This window comes from Pseudomonas sp. IPO3774 (assembly GCF_013386835.1).
Classification (GTDB): Bacteria; Pseudomonadota; Gammaproteobacteria; order Pseudomonadales; family Pseudomonadaceae; genus Aquipseudomonas.
The window spans coordinates 164,244-185,149 of the sequence record NZ_JACAQY010000040.1 but is presented as its reverse complement, the minus strand read 5'-3'; the positions used below and the strand labels follow the sequence as shown (position 1 = coordinate 185,149).

Annotated in this window: 14 protein-coding genes; 6 read left to right on the top strand and 8 right to left on the bottom strand. The window is 60.3% G+C overall.

The features are described from left to right. Positions 1-5: 5 nt before the first annotated feature. Positions 6-1,829, bottom strand: a complete 1,824-nt coding sequence (locus tag HYE77_RS22605; RefSeq protein WP_177069384.1) for a serine hydrolase — start codon at positions 1,827-1,829, stop codon at positions 6-8. 197 nt (positions 1,830-2,026) lie between these two features. On the opposite strand from HYE77_RS22605, the gene HYE77_RS22600 reads away from it, so the two are divergent. Beyond that, on the top strand, positions 2,027-2,698 hold the full coding sequence (locus tag HYE77_RS22600) for a DUF3313 domain-containing protein (protein WP_177069383.1): 672 nt from the start codon (positions 2,027-2,029) through the stop codon (positions 2,696-2,698). Between the two features lie 30 nt (positions 2,699-2,728). Here the strand turns inward: HYE77_RS22600 and HYE77_RS22595 are convergent, their stop codons facing one another. From HYE77_RS22595 to HYE77_RS22585, 3 genes are all read right to left on the bottom strand, one after another. Beyond that, a complete protein-coding gene (locus HYE77_RS22595; RefSeq protein WP_003217572.1) occupies positions 2,729-4,129 on the bottom strand; it encodes a DUF1254 domain-containing protein in 1,401 nt (466 codons plus the stop codon). A 233-nt stretch (positions 4,130-4,362) separates the two neighbouring features. Then, a complete protein-coding gene (locus tag HYE77_RS22590) occupies positions 4,363-4,722 on the bottom strand; it encodes a response regulator (RefSeq protein ID WP_003217574.1) in 360 nt (119 codons plus the stop codon). Between the two features lie 216 nt (positions 4,723-4,938). Then, positions 4,939-8,505, bottom strand: coding sequence for a hypothetical protein (locus HYE77_RS22585; RefSeq protein WP_256347469.1), 3,567 nt, complete (start codon positions 8,503-8,505; stop codon positions 4,939-4,941). A 280-nt stretch (positions 8,506-8,785) separates the two neighbouring features. Here HYE77_RS22585 and HYE77_RS22580 point away from each other — a divergent pair, with 280 nt between their 5' ends. The 5 genes from HYE77_RS22580 to HYE77_RS22560 all read left to right on the top strand — a co-directional run bounded on the left by HYE77_RS22580 (position 8,786) and on the right by HYE77_RS22560 (position 15,338). Further along, the gene (locus HYE77_RS22580) at positions 8,786-12,283 is read left to right on the top strand and encodes a response regulator (RefSeq protein ID WP_177069382.1); all 3,498 of its coding nucleotides are present in this window, start codon (positions 8,786-8,788) and stop codon (positions 12,281-12,283) included. Next, positions 12,284-13,099: a protein-glutamate O-methyltransferase CheR gene (locus HYE77_RS22575; protein ID WP_003217583.1), complete on the top strand. Its 816-nt coding sequence runs from the start codon at positions 12,284-12,286 to the stop codon at positions 13,097-13,099. It abuts the gene before it with no gap. Beyond that, on the top strand, positions 13,096-13,695 hold the full coding sequence (locus HYE77_RS22570; protein ID WP_008431027.1) for a chemotaxis protein CheB: 600 nt from the start codon (positions 13,096-13,098) through the stop codon (positions 13,693-13,695). The genes HYE77_RS22575 and HYE77_RS22570 overlap by 4 nt, the downstream gene beginning before the upstream one ends. Beyond that, positions 13,689-14,882 carry a hybrid sensor histidine kinase/response regulator gene (locus tag HYE77_RS22565; RefSeq protein ID WP_003217587.1) on the top strand — a complete coding sequence of 398 codons (1,194 nt, stop codon included), beginning with the start codon at positions 13,689-13,691 and terminating at the stop codon, positions 14,880-14,882. The genes HYE77_RS22570 and HYE77_RS22565 overlap by 7 nt, the downstream gene beginning before the upstream one ends. 78 nt (positions 14,883-14,960) lie before the next feature. Beyond that, a complete protein-coding gene (locus HYE77_RS22560) occupies positions 14,961-15,338 on the top strand; it encodes a response regulator (protein ID WP_003217591.1) in 378 nt (125 codons plus the stop codon). A 30-nt stretch (positions 15,339-15,368) separates the two neighbouring features. Here the strand turns inward: HYE77_RS22560 and HYE77_RS22555 are convergent, their stop codons facing one another. The 4 genes from HYE77_RS22555 to HYE77_RS22540 form a co-directional block, all read right to left on the bottom strand. Then, complete coding sequence (locus HYE77_RS22555; protein WP_008431031.1) at positions 15,369-17,039, bottom strand: response regulator; 1,671 nt, start codon at positions 17,037-17,039, stop codon at positions 15,369-15,371. After that, entirely contained in the window at positions 17,036-18,538 is a 1,503-nt protein-coding gene (locus HYE77_RS22550; protein WP_102369051.1) for an ATPase domain-containing protein, read from the bottom strand. Before HYE77_RS22550 ends, HYE77_RS22555 begins: the two co-directional genes overlap by 4 nt. A gap of 111 nt (positions 18,539-18,649) precedes the next feature. Beyond that, complete coding sequence (locus HYE77_RS22545; protein WP_177069381.1) at positions 18,650-19,708, bottom strand: lipopolysaccharide assembly protein LapB; 1,059 nt, start codon at positions 19,706-19,708, stop codon at positions 18,650-18,652. 75 nt (positions 19,709-19,783) lie between these two features. After that, a complete protein-coding gene (locus HYE77_RS22540) occupies positions 19,784-20,674 on the bottom strand; it encodes a bestrophin family protein (protein WP_087693011.1) in 891 nt (296 codons plus the stop codon). Positions 20,675-20,906: the final 232 nt, after the last annotated feature.

Sequence of the window (20,906 nt, the reverse complement as noted above, 5' to 3'; positions counted from 1 at the left end):
TGAGGTCAGAGACTCAAGGGGTTGTGGGGAGAATCGGTACGTTTGAAGTGGTAGCCGGAGGCGCTCAGGCCGTTGACCTGGCGACTCACGGTATCGCCCAGGCCATAGCCGTTGCCGGCCAGCACCGCGTGGGCGTTGTCCACGGGCAGCAGGATGTAGTCGGTCAGCGGCTCGTCGTGCAGTTGGCCGCGGATCACCAGGAAGCCGTTCTCCAGGCGCACGCTGATGCCGCTCAGGGGCGCGTCGGGCTCATGGGTGTTGAGCACTTGATAGGTACCGATGGTGTCGGCCCAGGCATTGCTCAGCGGGGTCTGTTCGATGCGTTCGCCCACCGGGACGCGTTGGCCGTGGCTGCGGGCGGTGAGCATCTGGCGCCCTTGCACCGTTACCACATCCAGCTGCACGCGGCCCAGTTCGCCGAGGTCCTTGAGCCAGAAGCCGAGGAATTTCTGTTGTGCCCGCAGCCAGCCCTGGCCGTCGCGCAGCAGTTCGAAACGGGTGTCGGCCAACTCGCCATACAGCTGGCCGTTTTCGTCCTTGATACGGAAAATGCCCCAGGCCGTGGCGTAGAAACCCGCCAGGCGCCTGCGGTCGATCGCGGCGGGCACCTGGCGGATTTTCAGGCCATGGGCGGGCGCCTGGCAGTTGTCGGCACACACCGGGTCGCCGGTCTGGGCCTGGAGCATCAGGCGCAGGGTGTCGGTGGTCAGTGACACCACCATCTCTTCGGCGTTGCTGTCGTTGGCCATCACGATCACGGCCAGTTGCTGGTCCGGCAGCATCGTCAGTTGCGCCGCGAAATCATCCCCGCCACCGCTGTGCTGGAAGGTGCGAATGCCGGGGCCCACCGGCTCATCGCCGCAAGGGGCGAGAAACCACCCCAGGCCCATCTGGCAGTCGAAGTCCAGGGCGTTGCCGGTGTTTTGCTGGGTGAACATCTCGTCAATCGACTGGCTGCCCAGTACCTGTCTGTCTTTATAGAGGCCCCGGGCGAAGAGCATGCGCACGTAGTGGCTGAGGTCCTTGGGGCTGCTCCACAAGCCACCGGCCGCGAGGTCGCGCACCTGGGCGTCGGCGCTGACGGTGCCGTCTGCATAACCCCGGGCGCGAAAGCCCGGTTGCGCGCCGGTGCCGACGAAGCTCGACTGGTTCATCTCCAGGGGCTTGAGCAGGCTGCTTTGCAGTCGGGTTTCGAAATCCTGCCGACTGCTGCGTTCGATGGCGGCGCCGACCAGAGCGTAGCCGAGGTTGGAATAGGCCACCTGGGTCCCCGGTGGCGTGCTCAGCCAAACCCCTGAAATACGCATTGGCATCTGGCCCATGGCGAAGGTGTTGCGCACGTCCCGCAGGTGTTCGCTGGGCAGGCCGGACTGGTGGCTGAGCAGGCGGCGCAGGGTGATGTCCCGGTCGGCGGCAGCCTGGTCGGAATGAAAGCGCGAGCGTACGTAGAACTCCCGCAGCGTGTCCTGGATCGGGGCGTCGAGGGCCAGGCGCTGTTGCTCCACCAGTTGCAGGGCGGCGGTGGCGGTCAGCAGTTTGGAGAGGGCGCCGGCGCGGAACGCGGTGTTGGGGGTGACGGGTTTGCCCAGGGCCTTGTCGGCCAGGCCAAAGCCCTGGGCCCAGATCAGTTCCTGGCCGTTGACCAGGGCGATGGACAGGCCGGGTATGTTTTGCCTGGCCATTTCGCTGGGAATGCGTTTTTGCAGGTAGCGGATGATTGCGCTGTAGTCGCCCTTGGGAATGGGCGGCGGGGCCGGCGGCTGGCCGTGGCAGCCGAGGCTGCCCAGCAGGCAACCCAGCAGCGGAATACTGCGCAATGTGCGAAACATGATGAGCACCCGAGGGGTGGTTTGGATGCTCGAATGCTAGGGGCGGGCCGTCGATGAGTCTTTGTGAGCTTTGTCGGGAAACTGTCAAAGACTGTTAATACAGGCCGCCCCTAGCGGGTTTGCTCCATTGCCGCAGCTCCAGCATCAGCTATACCTAATGCTCAACGCTTCCTCAACGTCAGCCAAGGAGTCTCGCGATGAAACTGGGAATAATGATCAGCACCGTGTGTATTGCCACGATCGGGGTGATGGGGTGTTCCAGCAAGGTGACGCAGCCGGACGAATACTCCGGGTTTCTCTCCGACTACAGCAACCTCAAGGAAGCCAAGTCGCCATCGGGCGCGCAGGTGATGCGTTGGGTGGACCCCAACCTGAGTCTGATCCGTTATAACGCGGTGTACATCGAGCCCACTCAGTTCTACCCCAAGCCGCAAGCCAGCACCAGGATCCCTGAAAGCACCTTGCAGGGCATCAGCACCTACTACAGCCAGGCGCTCAAGCGCGAACTGGAAAAGTCCTTGCCGCTGGCCGACGGACCAGGCCCGGGCGTGATCGTGGTGCGCGCGGCGATCACTGCCGTCAGCAGCAAGACCGAAAGTCTCAAGCCCTATGAGTACATTCCTGTCGCCCTGGTGGTCGCCACGGTCAGCACGGGCGCCGGGATTCGTGACCAGGAAACCACCTTGGGCACCGAAGCCCAATTCCTCGACGGTGCCAGTGGCAAGGTGGTCGCCCAAGTCGTGCGCAAAGGCACCGGTAAACCGTTGGCAAACGACTCCCAGGTGATGAAAGCCGATGACGTGAAAAGCGTCATCGACGGCTGGGCGTCGGACCTGCATCAATCGTTTTTGAAGCTTAAAAAGGGCTAAGCCTCAAACGGTGCGCGACTTGAGCGGGTGCTATTTGATCGGTGTGAGCGGTGGCTGCTTCCATTGCCCGTTACCCACTTCAGGCTTGGGCAGGTAAATGCGCAATAGGGCATAGAACGGGCCGGGTGGTGCTGGCAGCCAGTTGCTTTGTTCCGCTTTCGGTGGCTCGTGGTGCGCGACCAACAGCGTCAGGCCGCCATCGGCGTCGAGCTTGAAGTTGGGCAACATCCCCGACGTGAGCACGTAGCGCTTCTTCAGGTTGGGGGTCAGCAGATTGGTCTTGGCGTTGTACATGGTCAGTGACCAGAATGCGTCGGTCGGTGGCAACTGGTCCTTGGCGAAGTGCAGGGTGTAGCTGTGGCGTGCGCCGTTGGCGGGTTTGCCCTCGCTGTCCACGGAGTAGCGCAGGTAGGCCGTTTCATCGCCGGAGTTGCCAAACAGGTGCAGGTTGGCGCCAGCGTAGCGGTACAGGTAGTTGTTTTGAAGGTGGTCGCGATTGCCGAACAGGTCTGCACTGGATACTTGATGGGTATCGATCTTGTCTTTTTTGAAGGCTGCATACTCGGCTTTGCCGTCGGCGATGCCGTCATCCAGCGCTTTGCGTTGCTCAACCGTCAGGGCCTTGAGGTCGAACGGTTTACCCGCCTCGACGCCGATCCTGGCAAAACGCGCGAGCACGTCTTTCTCACTGTCCTGCGGTGCTGCGTAGGCCAGCATGAAGTTCAGATAGCGGAACAGATGCACGCTGTCGCTCATGTTCGGCGTAGGCTTGGGCCAGGCAATTTTCGGCGGCTTGATGGGTTTGGGCTGCTTCACGTAGCTGCTCAGGGTCTGGACCTTATAGCCGCCCTGGATCTGTCTGACTTTGCCCAAGTCCTTTTCATCGAACAATTGAGTGCGGTACAGGGCGTAGGCGATGTTGCTTTCGCTGTACACGACGCGGTCGATATCGGTTGGCTGCTGGCCTTTCCAGCCCGGGCCGGCAATCATGTAGTGGCCACCGTTGTTACCGGTGCTGCGGGTACCCAGATAGCCGAAGTTCTGCGTGTAGAGGTCGACCAACTGCACGGCGTAGTAGCGGTTGTCTTCGATCCTGGGCAGGGTCAACACCACGGGCTCGGCCCGCAGATCGAGCCAGACAAAGGAGTTGGGCGTGTCCGGGTTGGGGGTGGGGATCGCTGTATCTTTAGGGGTTATCGCCTGCGCGGTGTTCCCGATGTGGTTGAACGGCGCCTTGAAGTTCGCCCCGGTCTTGTCGACAGCCTGGGTGTAGAGAGTCTTGTACATCTCCACCACCGGGAAGCCATAAAGATAGGCTTCCTTGGCGATGGCCCGGGCTTCACTCGGCGTGGCGGTGAAATCGGCCCAGGCGCCGGTACTCATGAAAATCGAGAGGCTCGCCAACAGCAGGCGCGTCGGTGTTCGAATCATGTTGTTGCGTCCTTACTGAGTCAGTCGGATATCGTCGAGTTTTCAGCTGTTATAAAAGCAGGCTCCGGTGGGCGCGTACAGTCGCAACTAGCTGAACCTTTGCGTGTCAGGCAGAGTTTGCACTCAGTTGCTCGGGAAGTCTTTTGGCACGTGAGGTTCAACGCAAAGATCTATCGATCAGTTGACATCAACGAGATCAAGTGCCGCCTGTGAAAGGCGGCATCGGGGGGCAGTCAAGGCAGTATGGACTTGACCTTGTCACGCAACTGATCAATCGAGAACGGCTTGCCGATCACCTGCATGTCGGCTGGCGAATCGATATTTTCGGCATAACCGCTGGCGAACAGGATGGGCAGGGCGGGGCGTATTTCACGGGCCTTGAGGGCCAGTTGCTTGCCGTCCATGTCCGGCAGGCCGACGTCGGTCATCATCAGGTCGATGGTCTGGTCGGTGTCTTGAACTATTTTCAAGGCTTCTTCGGCATCGGCCGCTTCAAGCACTTGGTACTCCAGCTCTTCGAGGACATCGACGATCAACATGCGCACGATGGCGTCGTCTTCGACTACAAGGATGGTGGAGGGGGCGGCTGACATAGTGGAGGTTCCCGAACAGTGGAAGGGGCAGGTCTTGGGCGATGGGAAGACCGTTTTCATCCTGAGTATTGTCGGTCCCGGCAAGTTCCCCAGATAAGCAAAACATTGTGCCGGTAACGGCTACAAATGTCGCGTATCACCGCCACTCACTTGCCAGGGGCTTGCTGGAACAACCAGCAAGCCCCGGCCATGGTCTCAAGCTGCCGGTTTTATCGGTTAAAGGGATCCGTACACCAACCCATGTACCCGGCTCTGGTTCTCGCTTGCCTTGAAGGTGCTGACCGTATATTCCGGGTTTGTCGGCGTCCCAAACGCTCCCGGGATGAGCGGCGTCTTACTGTTGGCCAGCGATTCCTTCATTCCTTTCTTCATGGCGTCCTCGGTCGGAAAATTGACCAATCCGAAATTGGGGTCGAAATAGAACCATTTTCGCGTGCCGCCTTCCACGATCACTCCCGCTGTCATCGCGTGGACGGGCGTGGCGATGATGAGTGTCTTGGACGTCGTCGCGTTGGCCAGGTCATCGATGATGGCCTGATAGGACTTTTGCGTGACGACTTCAGCCGAGTGCGGTCGCTTTCTGAAGTGATCCTGGGCTTCGCTCATGTCCTTGATGAACCTCGCCGATTTTGGGTTGGTTTCCTTGGTTGCCGCTGCAATGAAAAGCTTGTCGATGTACTCGTCCTGTTTTCCAACGGACACGGCGTAGGCCATTGCGTTGGCTAACACGCCACATTCGCCTCCGGTCACCGTGTCCACCTGGCTCAAATAGAAATTCTGGGGCATGCCCCTGAGCTTGATGCCGGGGATGCGCTCAATTTCGGCTTTGTAGAACTCATAGTTTTTAAGGCCGACTTCTGATCGCTTTTTGCCTATTGACTGTGCCAGGGCGCCGATTTCTTCGGGGCTTCGATTCGGCTTAAGTGCCAGTTCCATGAGCTCTGCGATATCCATGGAGCCCGAGTAGCCCGGGATGTCATCCACTACCCCGTTGTTATAGCCACGCATATACGCATCGTGGCTCGTTGTTCTGGCGTGTTCCTGCGTAGCCTTGAATGAGTTGGATAATTGCTTGGAGGGTGTGTTTTGCGCCTTGGTGGCCGGCCCTCCGACAAAGTACTCCCAGAAGCTTTCAACGTTGTCCTGGATCGACACGGTCTGTGGCGTGAACCCCTTCAACGGTGGGCCATAGGGTTGTTTCTTGAGGGCGTCGTACGCGTACCATTCGCCCTTGTTCAATACAGCGGAGGCTTCGACGGTTTGATCCGCCAGCTTGATGGTGCCGATTGCCGCGACGCCATGCTCCTTGCCGGCGGCTTTCAACAGGTCATGGCTGCCGGCTGCCCCCTTGAGTTTGTTTAGCCCGTTAATGCTTTTTTCGACTACAAACTTGCCGCCCCGGTTAATCAGTCCTGCGCCTCCCAGAAGCAAATCGCCCAAGCCGCCCACCGGGTTCAAGGCGCCGATGGTGGCGACACCGATCTTTTTGGCAACATTCAGCGCCTTGGCGCCTGCACTGAGGGCTTTTGTGCCCGCCTGTGCCGCTTTGGACGAACCCAGGCTGACAAAACCCAGCAGGTCCAGCTGGAGGTCAATCGCCCCCTCCAGGTAATTACCCTTGGTAAAGTTGGCAATCGCTGACTTGAAGGGAATGAGGTCGAGGAAGAAATGGGTCACCTTCAACTCGGTTTCCATTTGCTTGTCGTAGGTCGTGGCGCCTTTGGCTTGCTTGACGACATCCTCGTTGCCCAGGTCGAGGTTTTCGACAAATGCATCCGCGATGTACTGGGTTCGGGCGGTGGCAAAGCTGTTGGGAGGCAGTGGGTTCGTGTCTGTACTGGCTGAGCGCTCGGGCTCACTGGCCTCTGAAGCGTCGAATTTTTTTATTCTGTTTTCCTCGATCGCCAGTTCCCAGGTACTCGCAGAGAAATCCTGGGGCGTTACTTTTTTGATGCTGCCGTTTTTTATGTCCAGCCTATAGGTAACAGGTTCCGTGCCACCCTCTACCTGTATCAGCAGCTCATTTTTAATCGGTTTGAAAAGCGAGGTGACCAGGTTTGGGCCCAATTGATAAACAGAGGGCTGGTAAAAAGTGAGGTTGCCCTGCTCGATGTTTTTTCGATCTTCCAGCGGCAGGCTGGCGATCAGGTGCTTTACGGTGGTGGCAACCCCGTCGTTCAGCGACTTGATCGACGCTTCAAACTGCTTTTGAAATGTCGCGTTTACGTCGAACTTGAGCGACTGGCCTTCCAGTGCCTGGGTGATGTCTGGATCCTTGGATTCCCAGGTGTAATCGCCCAAGCCACTCATGGCGATGTCCAGCAACGAATGCAGGCCCGCAGGTGCGCGGTTTGGGTCGTAGAGCGGTACGCCAAACTGTTGTTGGCGGGTGTCCTTCACCGTCAGGGCCTTTTTTTCAAACGGCACATCTTCGCCAAATCGCTCTTTGAGCTGGGCCAGTGCAATGGCCTTGCGGCTCGGGATATCGGTCTCCAGCAGGGTGGAGGCCTTCATGCGTTCATCCACCTGTTGAGTGAACTCGACGCGTATCGCTTCCAGCTGGTCGGGGCTGTAGGCATCGTCGGGTTGTTTGCTGATAACGCCGTTGGCCACGGCCCAATCAATCAGCGCTGCCCTCTGTGCGCTTTGGGTCACGGCGGGCTCGGCGAGTGCAGCGCTTTCGGCCTTGAGCATCACTTGGGCGAAAGTCATGTTCGGTACCGAGCCCGGCGACTGCGCTTCAATCGACGCCGCCGCAACCGCCAGGTTGACCCAGGCCGGGCTGCCATAGGTCACGCTGGCCGGGATGTCTTTGATCAGGAACTCCGGGGCTGTTCTTGCCAGCAATACGTAAGCACCCGCCTGGGCCATCTCGGGGCTCGTTCTGCCCTCGCTCGACAGGTGTGCGCTCAGCCCGTTGACGATGGCAGAGGCCGGCTTGCCCCAATGTTCTTCACTGGCCACGTCGAAACCGGCCAGTTTGTTCCGTTGAGGCGCCTGGACTGACTCGGGATCCATCTGTGCACTGATGGCGGCCAGCAGGTAGTCGTAATGGCTGTTCTTGGTCTCGATACCATTGAGCCCGCGCTGCAGGGCCTGGCCCATCAGTTGGCCTTCGGGCGAGCTTAAAAGAAACTCGAGGATCTTCGCCGGGTCGTTCAAGGCGGCCACAGGAATGGGATTCTGGTACGCGAGAAAGTCCAGGACGCTCTTTGTCTGCGTGACTTGCGGCTGATCGCCGAGGTGGTGGGCGTGGTTCATCGCAAGCAGGCGCAACTGAGTTTGCTGGTTCTGGTCCAGCGGTGCAGGCCAGGACAAGGCACCGCCCAGGTCACCGAAAGGGTGGGCGGCGATCCTGACGGTCGCTTCCAGTTTCAGCTTGAGCAACTCGGCCTTGGAGGTTGGCAGAGGCACCCCGTTGGCATTCAGGAATGCCTCCAGGCTTTGGTTGACCCTGGTCCCCATGTCCAGGGTGTTGTGATGGGATGAGTCCGGATGAATGGCCATTTGTGTGAGCTTCAGGACGGACTGTACATAGGGGGCGGTGTCGTAGTCTTGCAGGGCCGGGGCAGCGAGGTTGATGGCGTCCAGCAGGTTCTGCCAGTTCTGCCGGTCGGCCATGGGCTGTTTCAGCACATCGGAGCGGCTGGCGGCTGATGCTGGCGCTGCTGCAACGGCAGGGGGCGTGGCTGGCTGGGGGCTCAGGGACGATGCCCCGGAAGCAGGGGAGGAAAAGAATTGGGGCGCAGGCTGTTGCACGGAGAGGTTGCTGACATTTTGCATCGGTGGGTACCTGTTTTATTAGGAGATACGCGCCTTTTCCGAGGAGGTTCCCTGTTCCCCACGGCACCCCTTTGGGTGGGGCGGCCCACACACAACGTTCCAGGCTCACTTCGGTTCCCATGTAAGAAGGAAAGTCAATTGCCGAGTGTTAAAAACACATCCATTCGTCTATTTATCAATGGGTTATGTAATCCATGTCGCTACGGGTAGCAGAAAAATAGCGCTCAGGCGCAACTTTGGGGCAAACTCCTCGTTTTTCCGTATTGGCCAAGGCATGCCCATGACTCCCGCGTCGTCTGTCGATGAGAAAAGCTTCCGTAAATTGCTGGGCCGCAACGTGGCACTGCCGTTGGGCGTTGGCGTGCTCAGCGCGGTGTTTTTCGTCGTTCTGATCACCTACCTGTTGTCGGTGATCCAGTGGGTCGAACACACCGACCGGGTAATCAACAATCTCAACGAAACCTCGAAACTGACCGTGGACCTGGAAACCGGCATGCGCGGCTTCCTGATTACCGGTGACGAGCATTTCCTCGACCCGTACGAAGTGGCCAAGCCGCGGATCATTTCCGACTTGCGCAACTTGCAGGCACTGGTGGCGGACAATCCGGAGCAGGTGGACCGGCTCAAGCGTCTGGAATCGTTGCAACAGGCGTGGAACACCTACGCCCAGTCGATGATTGACATGCAGCGGCAAAACGGCGATTACCGCACCGCCGTGAAAGCCGGGCGTGGCAAGAGCCTGACGGACGAGATTCGCAAGGAGTACGACCGGGCGGTGGCGATGGAGCAACAGTTCCGCATCACCCGCAATGAAGACGTTACCCGCACCACGATCATCAGCGTCACCTTGTACCTGGTGTTTGTGCTCGGCCTGAGTGGCTTCCTGGCGTATGTCGGCCGAAAGAATCTTCTAGAACTTTCAAACAGTTACAGCGAAAACCTGATGTCGCAGCAGAGGATCGCCAAGCGCCTCGAGCAGCAAGCCTGGTTGCGCAACGGCCAGACCGAGCTGGCCGAGCAGGTCCTTGGCCAACTGACGCTGAACCTGCTGGGGCGCAACATTTTGCAGTTCTTTGCCCAGTACATGGGCTCGGCGGTGGCGGCGTTGTACGTGCGTGAAGAGCACGGCGGCCTCACACGCGTGGCTACCTATGGCTTCTCCCGCGAGCAGGAGCAGCAGGAACAGTCGATCTACAACGACGAACGCATCGTCGGCCAATCGGCCCGGCAGGACCGCCTGATTCGCCTGGACGATGTGCCGGTGGATTACTTCAAGGTCAGTTCCGGCCTCGGCGAAGGTGCGACCCGCAGCGTGCTGGTGGTACCGACCAGCGATGATGGTCGGGTCAACGGGGTGATCGAACTGGGTTTCCTGCGTGCACTCGATGACCGTGATGTCGAACTGCTGGAGTTGATTGCCGACAACATCGGCACCTCCATCGAAGCCGCGCGTTATCGCCAGCGCCTGCAAGAAGTGCTGGCCGAAACCCAGCAGCTCAATGAAGAGCTGCAAGTGCAGCAGGAAGAGCTCAAGACCGCCAACGAAGAGCTCGAAGAACAGTCGCGCATCCTCAAGGAGTCCCAGGCCCACCTGGAAACCCAACAGGCGGAGCTGGAGCAGACCAACGAACAATTGGCCGAACAGACCCAGACCCTGGCCGAGCAGCGCGATGCCATGGACCAGAAGAACGTCCAGCTCAACCGCGTACAGATCGAGCTGGAAGAGCGCGCCGACGAGTTGCAGCGCTCCAGCAAGTACAAGTCCGAATTCCTCGCCAACATGTCCCACGAGCTGCGCACGCCGCTGAACAGCTCGTTGATCCTGGCCAAGTTGCTGGCGGAGAACCCCCAGGAAAACCTCAGCGCCGAACAGGTCAAGTTCGCCGAGTCGATCTACTCGGCCGGTAACGACTTGCTCAACCTGATCAATGACATCCTCGATATCTCCAAGGTCGAAGCCGGCAAGCTGGAAATGCGCCCGGAGAACACCAGCGTTGCGCGCCTGGTGGATGGGCTGCGCGGCATGTTCGAGCCGCTGGCGGACGACCGCAAGCTCGGGTTCCAGGTGGAGGTGCAGGAAGGCTCGCCACACATGCTGTTCACCGACCGCCAGCGCCTGGAGCAGATTCTGAAGAACCTGCTGTCCAACGCCATCAAGTTCACCGAGAAAGGTGAGGTCAGCCTGTCGGTATCCCGGGCACCGGGGGAGGGCATCGCCTTTACCGTACGCGACTCGGGGATTGGCATCGCCCCGGACCAGCAGGAAAGCATCTTCGAGGCCTTCCGCCAGGCCGATGGCACCACCAACCGTCGTTACGGCGGCACCGGCCTGGGCCTGTCGATTTCCCGGGACCTGGCGAACCTGCTGGGCGGCTATATCAGCGTCACCAGCGAACCTGGCCAGGGCAGTATCTTTACCCTGGTGGTGCCTGAGCACTATGTAGAGCGTGACGAAGACACCCCGGCGCTGGAACAGCCGCGCGCGGTAGTCCCTGTGCCTGCACCGGCGCCGATCAAGGTGTCGCCGATGCCGATCGCCCACGAAGCGCAGATCCCGCGCTTTATCGATGACCGCGACAAGGCTCCGTTCGCCACGCGTTGCATCCTGGTGGTGGAAGATGAGCCCAACTTTGCCCGCATCCTCTTCGACCTCGCCCATGAACTGGGTTACCACTGCCTGGTGGCCCATGGCGCAGACGAAGGCTACGCCCTGGCGGAACAGTACATTCCCGACGCGATCCTGCTGGACATGCGCCTGCCGGACCATTCCGGCCTGACCGTGCTGCAACGGCTCAAGGAACATGCCGGGACCCGCCATATCCCGGTGCACGTGATTTCCGTGGAAGACCGCGTCGAAGCCGCCATGCACATGGGCGCCGTGGGCTATGCAGTCAAGCCGACCACCCGCGAAGAGCTCAAGGATGTGTTCGCCCGCCTGGAAGCCAAGCTGACGCAGAAGGTCAAGCGTGTGCTGCTGGTGGAAGACGATGACCTTCAGCGAGACAGCATTGCCCGCCTGATCGGCGACGATGATATCGAGATCACCGCCGTAGGCTTCGCCCAGGAGGCCCTGGACCTGCTGCGCACCCACATCTACGACTGCATGATCATCGACCTCAAGCTGCCGGACATGCACGGCAACGAGCTGCTCAAGCGCATGTCCATCGAGGACATCTGCTCGTTCCCGCCGGTGATCGTCTACACCGGGCGCAACCTGACCCGCGATGAAGAGGCCGAACTGCGCAAGTATTCGCGCTCGATCATCATCAAGGGCGCGCGTTCCCCCGAGCGCCTGCTGGACGAGGTGACACTCTTTCTGCACAAAGTCGAATCGCAGTTGTCCCATGAACGCCAGACAATGCTCAGGACTGCCCGCAGCCGCGACAAGGTGTTCGAGGGCCGCAAGATCCTGCTGGTGGATGACGATGTACGCAATATCTTCGCCCTGACCAGTGCCCTGGAGCACAAGGGCGCGATTGTCGTGATCGGCCGTAATGGCCGCGAGGCGATCGAGAAACTCAATGAAGTCGATGACATCGACCTGGTACTGATGGACGTGATGATGCCGGAGATGGACGGGTACGAGGCCACCGCCTTGATCCGCCAGGACCCGCGCTGGCGCAAGCTGCCGATCATCGCGGTGACGGCCAAGGCCATGAAGGACGATCAGGAGCGCTGCCTGGCGGCAGGCTCCAACGATTACCTGGCCAAGCCCATCGACCTGGACCGGTTGTTTTCATTGATTCGCGTGTGGCTACCCAAGATGGAACGGATTTAATTGGAACGAAGCACTGACATCGAACTGCGCTTGTTGATTGAGGCGATTTACCTCAAGTACAGCTACGACTTTCGCGACTACTCCGGCGCTTCGGTCAAACGCCGCGTGGCCCATGCGTTGCGTCAGTTCGACTGCGCCACCATCTCGGCCTTGCAGGAACGGGTGCTGCATGACCCGACGGCGTTCATGCAGTTGCTGCAGTTCCTGACGATTCCGGTCAGCGAAATGTTTCGCGACCCCTCGCACTTCCTGGCGATTCGCAAGGAAGTGGTGCCGCTGCTCAAGACCTACCCGTCGATCAAGATCTGGATCGCGGGCTGCAGTACCGGGGAGGAGGTGTATTCCATGGCCATCCTGTTGCGTGAGGAAGGCCTGCTGGAACGCACCATCATCTACGCCACCGACATCAACCCCCGGTCCCTGGAAAAAGCCAAGCAGGGGATCTTTTCCCTCGAGAACATCCGCGCCTATACCCACAACTACCAGCAGGCCGGTGGCCAGCGTTCGTTTGCCGATTACTACACGGCGGCTTACGATCATGCGATCTTCGACAAGACCCTGCGGGAGAACGTGACGTTTGCCGATCACAGCCTGGCGACCGATAGCGTGTTTTCCGAAACTCAATTAATTTCCTGTCGCAACGTATTGATTTACTTCAATAAAAAGTTGCAGGATCGGGCGTTTGGACTGTTCCATGAGTCGCTGTGTCACCGCGGCTTCCTGGTGCTGGGCAGCAAGGAAACCCTGGATTTTTCCGCCTACAGCAAACAGTTCGAACCCCTGGTCAAGCAAGAACGGATCTACCGAAAATTATGAATGAAGCTACTGCCAGCCCGGTATCCGGGATCGAGGCCATTGTGATCGGCGCTTCCGCAGGCGGTGTCGAGGCATTGCTGAGCATTTTTGGCGAGCTGCCGGCGAGCTTCGGCCTGCCGATCATTACCGTGCTGCATTTGCCCGACGAGCGCCGCAGCCAGTTGGCGGAAGTGTTTGACCGTCGCGTATCGATGAAGGTGGTGGAAGCGCGGGACAAGGAAGTGATCCAGCCCGGTACCCTGTATTTTGCCGGCCCCGGTTATCACCTGTCGGTGGAGCACGACCGCAGCCTGTCACTGAGCCAGGAGGACCGCGTGCACCATTCCCGCCCGGCAATCGACTACCTGTTTGATTCAGCCGCCGATGTCTACGGCAAGGGCTTGCTGGCGATTTTGCTGACGGGGGCCAACCAGGACGGCGCCCGGGGCCTGGCCCACGTCAAGCAGAGCGGCGGTACCACGGTGGTGCAGGACCCTTTGGAGGCGCGCGTCGCCGTGATGCCCCGGGCCGCCCTGGCGCTGCATGAACCTGACCATATCCTCACCTTGAGCCGCATCGGCACCTTGCTGGCTTCCCTGGAATCCTCCCCATGTTAAGTACTGTCCAGGCCAAACTGCTGATCGTCGACGATCTGCCGGAAAACCTGCTGGCCCTTGAAGCGCTGATCAAGCGCGAGGACCGCCAGGTCTATAAGGCATTGAGCGCCGACGAGGCCTTGTCGCTGCTGCTGGAGCACGAGTTCGCCATGGCCATTCTCGACGTGCAGATGCCTGGCATGAACGGCTTCGAGCTGGCCGAGCTGATGCGCGGCACCGAAAAGACCAAGAACATTCCCATCGTGTTTGTCAGCGCTGCCGGCCGTGAGCTCAACTATGCGTTCAAGGGCTACGAAAGCGGCGCCGTGGATTTCCTGCACAAGCCGCTGGATATCCACGCGGTCAAGAGCAAGGTCAACGTATTCGTTGACCTGTACCGCCAGAGCAAGGCGATGAAGCAGCAGGTTGAAGCCCTGGAGCAAAGCCGGCGCGAGCAGGAAGCCTTGCTCACGCGCTTGCAGGCCACCCAGGCCGAACTGGAGCAGGCCGTGCGCATGCGCGATGACTTCATGTCGATCGTCGCCCACGAAGTGCGCACGCCCCTCAACGGGCTGATCCTGGAAACCCAGCTGCGCAAGATGCACCTTGCCCGGGACAACGCCGCGGCGTTTACCCTTGACAAGATGCACGCCATGGTCGACCGCGATGAGCGGCAGATCCAGAGCCTGATCCGCCTGATCGAAGACATGCTCGACGTGTCGCGCATTCGCACGGGCAAGCTGTCAATTCGCCCCGGTCGCTTTGACCTCACGCAACTGGTGCACAACCTGCTGGAAAATTTTGCGCCGCAGGTGGCGGCGGCGGAGTCTTCGGTGGCCTGGGTCCAGGAAGGGCCGGTGGTAGGCAACTGGGATGAATTCCGTATCGAACAGGTGGTGTCCAACCTGTTGACCAACGCCTTGCGCTACGGGGCCAAGAGCCCGGTGGAAGTGCGGGTGTACGCCGAGCATGGCGAAGCACGGGTAGAAGTACGTGACCACGGGATCGGCATCAGCGAAGACAACCAGAAGCGTATTTTCCAGCAGTTCGAGCGCGTGTCGGCCAACCATGCCGTGGCGGGCCTGGGCCTGGGGTTGTTTATCTCCGAGCAGATTATCGCGGCCCACGGCGGGACCATTGAAGTGGAAAGCCGGATAGGCGAGGGCGCGTTGTTCCGCGTCTGCCTGCCCCTGGAGGCCGGGGCATGAAATCAATCGCAAATCCGACGCAACCTCTGCGTGACCCCATGGTCGTATCAGCAGCAATTGACCGGACAAAGGCTTCCCATGAGTGAAGATGCACAAGATGTTGTACTGATCGTCGAAGATGACGAATCGATTATGTTTGTGTTGGGCGAGTACCTGGCGGGCCTGGGGTATCGGGTGTTGAAGGCGATTGACGGTGAGCAGGCGTTTGAAATCCTGGCCACCAAGCCGCACCTGGACCTGATGGTGACCGACTACCGCCTGCCTGGCGGCATTTCCGGGGTGCAGATCGCCGAGCCTGCGATCAAGCTGCGACCGGAATTGAAAGTGATCTTCATCAGCGGTTATCCGCAGGAGATTCTCGACTGCAACAGCCCGATCACGCGCAATGCGCCGATCCTGGCCAAACCGTTTGACCTGGATACGTTGCAGGAACATATCCAGCGGCTGTTGGCTTAACGTCTTGAGAAGAGGGAGCACACTCCCTCTTCAAGCCTTGATCATCTCCCTCACCTTTGCCGTCAACAGATCAAAGGTGAACGGCTTGGTGATCATCTGCATGCCCGGGTCCAGAAAACCGCCCCGTACAGCCGCATGCTCTGCATAGCCGGTAATAAACAACACCTTCAACTCGGGCCGCACCTGCCGGCCGATCTCCGCCAGTTGCCGGCCGTTCATGCCGGGCAGGCCAACGTCGCTGATCAGCAGGTCAATGCGCTGGCTGGACTCGATGATCGGCATGGCACTGTCGGCATCACCGGCTTCGACGAAGGCATAGCCCAGTTCACTCAGCACGGCGCTGACCAGCACCCGCACGGCCGGGTCGTCCTCGACGATCAGCACGGTCTCGCCGGCATTGGCGAACGGCAGCAATGCCGGGTTGAGCGGTTCATCTGCAATGACCTCGCCGACATACCTCGGCAGGAACAGGCTGACGGTGGTGCCTTGGCCCACCACACTGTGGATCGACACATGCCCGTGGGATTGGCGCGCAAACCCGTAGATCATCGACAACCCCAGCCCGGTGCCCTGGCCGATGGGTTTGGTGGTGAAGAACGGGTCAAATGCACGGCTGATCACGCTCTCGGGCATGCCGCAGCCGGTGTCGCTGACGCTCAGTTCCACATAGTCGCCAGGGGTGAGGGTGCCGTAGGCTGCGGTAAACACACTGTCGAGGTGGCGGTTGGTGGTTTCCACCACCAGTTTGCCGCCGTTGGGCATTGCATCCCGGGCATTGATGGCGAGGTTGAGCAGGGCGCTTTCCAGCTGGTTGGGGTCGGCTTCGGCGGTCCAGAGTTGCTCGGTCAGGCGGATATCCAGGGCAATGCTTTCATTCAGGCTGCGTTGTAGCAGCTCACCCATCGAACTCACCAATTGATTGATCTGTACCGGTTTTGAATCCAGCGACTGGCGACGGGAAAACGCCAGCAAGCGGTGGGTCAGGGCGGCCGCGCGGTTGGCTGAAGTGACACCCAGGTCGATCAGGCTGTCGAGGTCTTCGGTGCGGCCCCGAGCCACGCGCCTGCGCAGCAGTTCCAGGCTGCCGATGATGCCGGTCAGCATGTTGTTGAAGTCATGGGCGATGCCGCCGGTCAATTGGCCGACGGCTTCCATTTTCTGTGACTGGCGCAACGCTTCTTCGTTATTGCGCAACTGCGCCGTGCGTTCTTCCACCTGTTGCTCAAGGGTTTCCAGGGTGCTTTGCAGGCGCTGTTCGCTCTGGCTCAGGTCGATCAGCCGGTCGCGGGCCTCGTATTGCCGACGACGTCCGCGCAGCGCCGTGGTCACGAGGCTGATCAGGGTGATCGGGTGGAACGGGCGCTCCAGGAACGTCACGTTGCCCAGCAAGGTGCTCAGGTGCGACGAGCCATTCTGTTCGCTGCCGCCGTGGTGCGTCATCAGCACAATCGGCAGGTCTGACCACGCCGGTTGTTGATGCAGGTGCGTGAGCAGCGGTTCCAGGTCGATACCGCGCAGGGCTTCGGCAGCAATGACCAGCAAGCCGGCACCGTGCTCCAGCTCCTCGCAGAGCATCTGCAAATGGCTGGCGATGATGCCGTTGAAACCAGCCTCATTGAGCATCATCAACGCCAGGGAGCTGTCGCGACCCAGGGGCGCCAGAATGATCGCCCGTTCGAAAATGGCCGGCAGGCCACTCATGAACTTTCATCCTTGAGCAGCGGGTTGTCGGTGCCCATGTAGGTCGGTACGCCGCGCAATACACCCTGGAACGCATCAAGCGGTTCGCCGATGGTCATGCCACGACTGCCGATGCGGTATTCGCGAATGGTCGATTCGTGGCTGCCGGTGCGTTTCTTGATGATCGAAATCGCACGCCGCACCTTGCCCAGCGCTTCGAAGTAACGCAGCAGGATCACGGTGTCGGCCAGATAGGTAATGTCCACCGGCGCCTGCATGTCGCCCACCAGCCCGTGCTGGGCGACGGTCATGAAGGTCGCAGCGCCACGGCGGTTGAGGTACAGCAGCAGTTCGTGCATGTGCAGGATCAACGCGTTCTCTTCCGGCATCGCGGCCTGATAGCCATTGACGCTGTCGATCACCACGGTCTTGATCCCGCGTTCGTCCACACAGCGGCGCACCCGATGGGAGAACTCGCCGGGGGACAACTCGGCGGCGTCTACCTGTTCGATCAGCAGGTTGCCGGTGGCTTGCAGGGCCTCCAGGTCGATGCCCATGTTCTTCATGCGCTCGAACAGCAGGCCCAGCTCTTCGTCAAAAATGAACAGCGCGGCTTTTTCGCCCCGGGAGACGGCTGCCGCGGCAAAGATCATCGAGATCAGCGATTTGCCGGTACCGGCCGGGCCCAGGATCAAGGTGCTGGAACCTGTCTCGATCCCGCCGCCCAACAGGGCGTCCATCTCGCGGATGCCGCTGGTAAGGGTCTGGCGGTTGTAGCCGCCACGGTGCTCGGCTGCCACGAGGCGCGGGAACACATGTACGCCGTCTTCCATGATGGTGAAGTCGTGAAAACCGCCACGGTACTTCTGGCCACGGTACTTCACGATCCGCACGCGGCGGCGCTCGGCACCGTAGTTGGGGGTCAGTTCTTCCAGGCGAATCACACCGTGGGCCACGCTGTGTACGGTCTTGTCGAGGGACTCGGTGGTCAGGTCGTCCAGCAGCAGCACGGTGGCGTCGTAACGCACGAAGTAGTGCTTGATCGCCAGGATCTGCCGGCGATAGCGCAGGGAGCTTTGCGCCAGCAGGCGGATTTCCGAAAGGCTGTCGATCACGACGCGGGTAGGCTTGACCCGTTCCACCACTTCGAAAATCTGCCGGGTGGCTTCGCCCAGCTCAAGGTCCGAGGAATACAGGAGGCTTTGCTGGTGCTCGGCGTTGAGCAGGCTTTCGGGGGGAGTCAGTTCAAAGATGTGAATGTGTTCGTCCAGGTCCCAACCATGGGACTTGGCACCCTGGCGCAACTCGCGCTCGGTTTCCGACAGGGTGATGTACAGCGATCGTTCGCCGTTTTTTGCGCCGGCCTGGAGGAAATGCAGGGCCACGGTGGTTTTACCGGTGCCGGGTTCACCTTCCAGCAGGAACAAATGGCTACGGGAAAGCCCTCCGGCAAGAATGTCGTCCAGACCTTCAATACCGGTGGCCGCCTTTGCTGTGAACAGCTCTTTGGATGTAGACAAGAAGTGCCCTCGGGTCACAAATAAGTAGTCGGCAGCGCCGTCTGGGGCGCGCCATATTTACTTGACCTTGGCGCCGTGTGGCGGTTCAACGTTTTGTATCAAATACCGCTTTTACAGGCCCTGTTGCAGCGCCGGGTCGTCCGGATTCTGCTGTTCAAGCTGTGCCAGCAGCACCTGCACATTCTGCAACTGGCCGGTTTCCTTCCAGTAATTGACCAGCAGCACCCTGGCTTTGCGATTGGCCGGGTTGCGCTGGATGATTTCTTCCAGCTGGCGCTGGGCGGCCTCCAGTTCCTGCTGGGCGTGCAGGGTGGTGGCCAGGTCGTAGCGGTAATCCTGGTTGTTCGGTTCGAGCTCCACCGCCCGGGACAGGCTGAGCAGGGCAAAGGCGCGCTCGCCATGGTGCAGCAGCCACATGCCCAGGGCATGTTGCAGGTAGGCCGAATCGGGGTGGGCCTGCAACTGTTTGGCCAGGAGTTGGCGGGACTCGTCGACCTTGCCCTGCTTGTCCAGCAGTTCAATTTGCGCGACCACGGCTTGCAGGTTGTCCGGTTGCAGGCGCATCGCCTGCTCCAGGGCGTTTTGTGCGTCGGGCAGCAGCGCGCTGTGAATGTACAGGCGTGCCAGCTGGATCCAGCCTTCGGGGCTTTCGGGTTGGCCCTTGAGCAGCTTTACGTATTCGTCGAGCACTTGCTGCAACGGGCCGAAGTACAGGCCCAGGGTATCCGGGGACAGCCCGAGCAAGGCATTGGCCGCGGCAAACCTGACGCTTTGCTCGGGGTCATCCAGCAGTGGCCCGAGCAACAGCGTGCGCTGGCCGCTGGGCACCAGGCCGACAATGCTGTGAATCGCCGCCTCGCGCACCATTGGCGCGTCGTTGGCCAGGTCCTTGTCCGCCAGCTTGAGGGCCTGGGGGCTGGGGTAGTTGGGCAGTTCGGCATGCAGGGCGGCGCGGCGCACATCGGAGAGGTCCGGGCGGCCCAACTGTTGATACAGCACCCGGGCAGCGCCGGGTTCACCGTTGTGCGCCTGTTTCAAGGCCTTGGCGTAACCATGGGCGATGGCCGGGGGTACCACCACCGGCGTGGTGCGGGTGAAATACCAGGTGATCAGCACAATAAACAACAGGGCGCACAGGCCGACGATGGAGTAATGGCGTGACTTTGACATGCAGGCGTCCGAAAGCTGGGCAGCTAGTGCAAAGCCATCAGCTTCGGTCAGGTTATCGCGAGTGTCAAACCCGCATCACGTCAGCACGAACTCAATCGGCTCAAGGGCCGGCGGCAGCGTGGTTTCGCCGAGGGCGGCGAGAATCTCGCGCTCCAGGGTGCGCACGATGGCGTTGCAGGGCAGGTCGTTTTCGTCGAAGCCGAACGGGTCTTCGAGGTCGTCGCCGATTTCGTCCAGGCCGAAGAAGGTGTAGCTGACGATGGCGGTGAACACCGGGGTCAGCCAGCCCAGCGGCTCGGCCATGGCGAAGGGCAGCAGGATGCAGAACAGGTAGATGGTGCGGTGCAGCAGCAAGGTGTAGGGGAAGGGCAGCGGGGTGTGTTTGATCCGCTCGCAGGAGGCCTGGACCTGGCTCAGGCCGTACAGCCGGGTTTCCAGTTGGGTGTAGCGCCAGTCGCTGATGTGGCCCTGTTCGGCGAGGTTCGAGCAGCGGGCGCCGAGGTCTTGCAGGATGCTGTCGGGCAGGTTCGGGTGGCCGGGTTCTGGGTTGGCCCACGGTTTGATCGCCTGGCTTTCGTCTTCCAGGCGCAGGCGGGCGATCAGGCCATGGGCGAAACCGCACAGGCTGCGCAGGACGTGTTTGCGTTCGGCAGGGTTGAGGACCTGGGTTTCGCGGATCAGTGAGCGGATCTCGATGATCATCTGGCCCAGTTGTTTGCGGCCTTCCCACCAGCGGTCGTAGCAGGCGTTGTTGCGAAAGCTCATGAAGATGGACAGTGACAGCCCCAGCAGTGTGAAAGGTGTGGCGTTGACCTTGGAGAAATAGGCCGGGTGCAGGGTTTCTACCAGCACGATGACTGAGGCCAGAAGGGTGACCAGCAGGCTACGCAGGGCGATGCGTTTGGCGATCGAGCCCTTGAGGGAGAACAGGATGCCGAGCAGGTTGGGTTTGGGACGGACGATCATGGGCGGGCTTCTTGGGTGGCGCAGGCTGTCAGGTTAGAAGCATGTTTGCGTTGCGTCCAATTGCTTGGGCTGACTGGGTGATTGGTGGGGTCTATCGGGATTGAGTACATATCCGTTTTTTCGGTGACCAGAGCGAAAGCAGATCTGCTTTTCTGTGGGAGCGGGCTTGCTCGTGAAAAACCTGAGGGCGCCGCGTTCATCCAGAATGCCAGCGTCATCGTTAACGACCTTC

Bases quoted from the DNA above. Each gene is read 5' to 3' on its own strand.
- HYE77_RS22605 (WP_177069384.1), bottom strand. From the start codon at position 1,829: ATGTTTCGCACATTGCGCAGTATTCCGCTGCTGGGTTGCCTGCTGGGC.
- HYE77_RS22600 (WP_177069383.1), top strand. From the start codon at position 2,027: ATGAAACTGGGAATAATGATCAGCACCGTGTGTATTGCCACGATCGGG.
- HYE77_RS22595 (WP_003217572.1), bottom strand. From the start codon at position 4,129: ATGATTCGAACACCGACGCGCCTGCTGTTGGCGAGCCTCTCGATTTTC.
- HYE77_RS22590 (WP_003217574.1), bottom strand. From the start codon at position 4,722: ATGTCAGCCGCCCCCTCCACCATCCTTGTAGTCGAAGACGACGCCATC.
- HYE77_RS22585 (WP_256347469.1), bottom strand. From the start codon at position 8,505: ATGCAAAATGTCAGCAACCTCTCCGTGCAACAGCCTGCGCCCCAATTC.
- HYE77_RS22580 (WP_177069382.1), top strand. From the start codon at position 8,786: ATGACTCCCGCGTCGTCTGTCGATGAGAAAAGCTTCCGTAAATTGCTG.
- HYE77_RS22570 (WP_008431027.1), top strand. From the start codon at position 13,096: ATGAATGAAGCTACTGCCAGCCCGGTATCCGGGATCGAGGCCATTGTG.
- HYE77_RS22565 (WP_003217587.1), top strand. From the start codon at position 13,689: ATGTTAAGTACTGTCCAGGCCAAACTGCTGATCGTCGACGATCTGCCG.
- HYE77_RS22560 (WP_003217591.1), top strand. From the start codon at position 14,961: ATGAGTGAAGATGCACAAGATGTTGTACTGATCGTCGAAGATGACGAA.
- HYE77_RS22555 (WP_008431031.1), bottom strand. From the start codon at position 17,039: ATGAGTGGCCTGCCGGCCATTTTCGAACGGGCGATCATTCTGGCGCCC.
- HYE77_RS22545 (WP_177069381.1), bottom strand. From the start codon at position 19,708: ATGTCAAAGTCACGCCATTACTCCATCGTCGGCCTGTGCGCCCTGTTG.
- HYE77_RS22540 (WP_087693011.1), bottom strand. From the start codon at position 20,674: ATGATCGTCCGTCCCAAACCCAACCTGCTCGGCATCCTGTTCTCCCTC.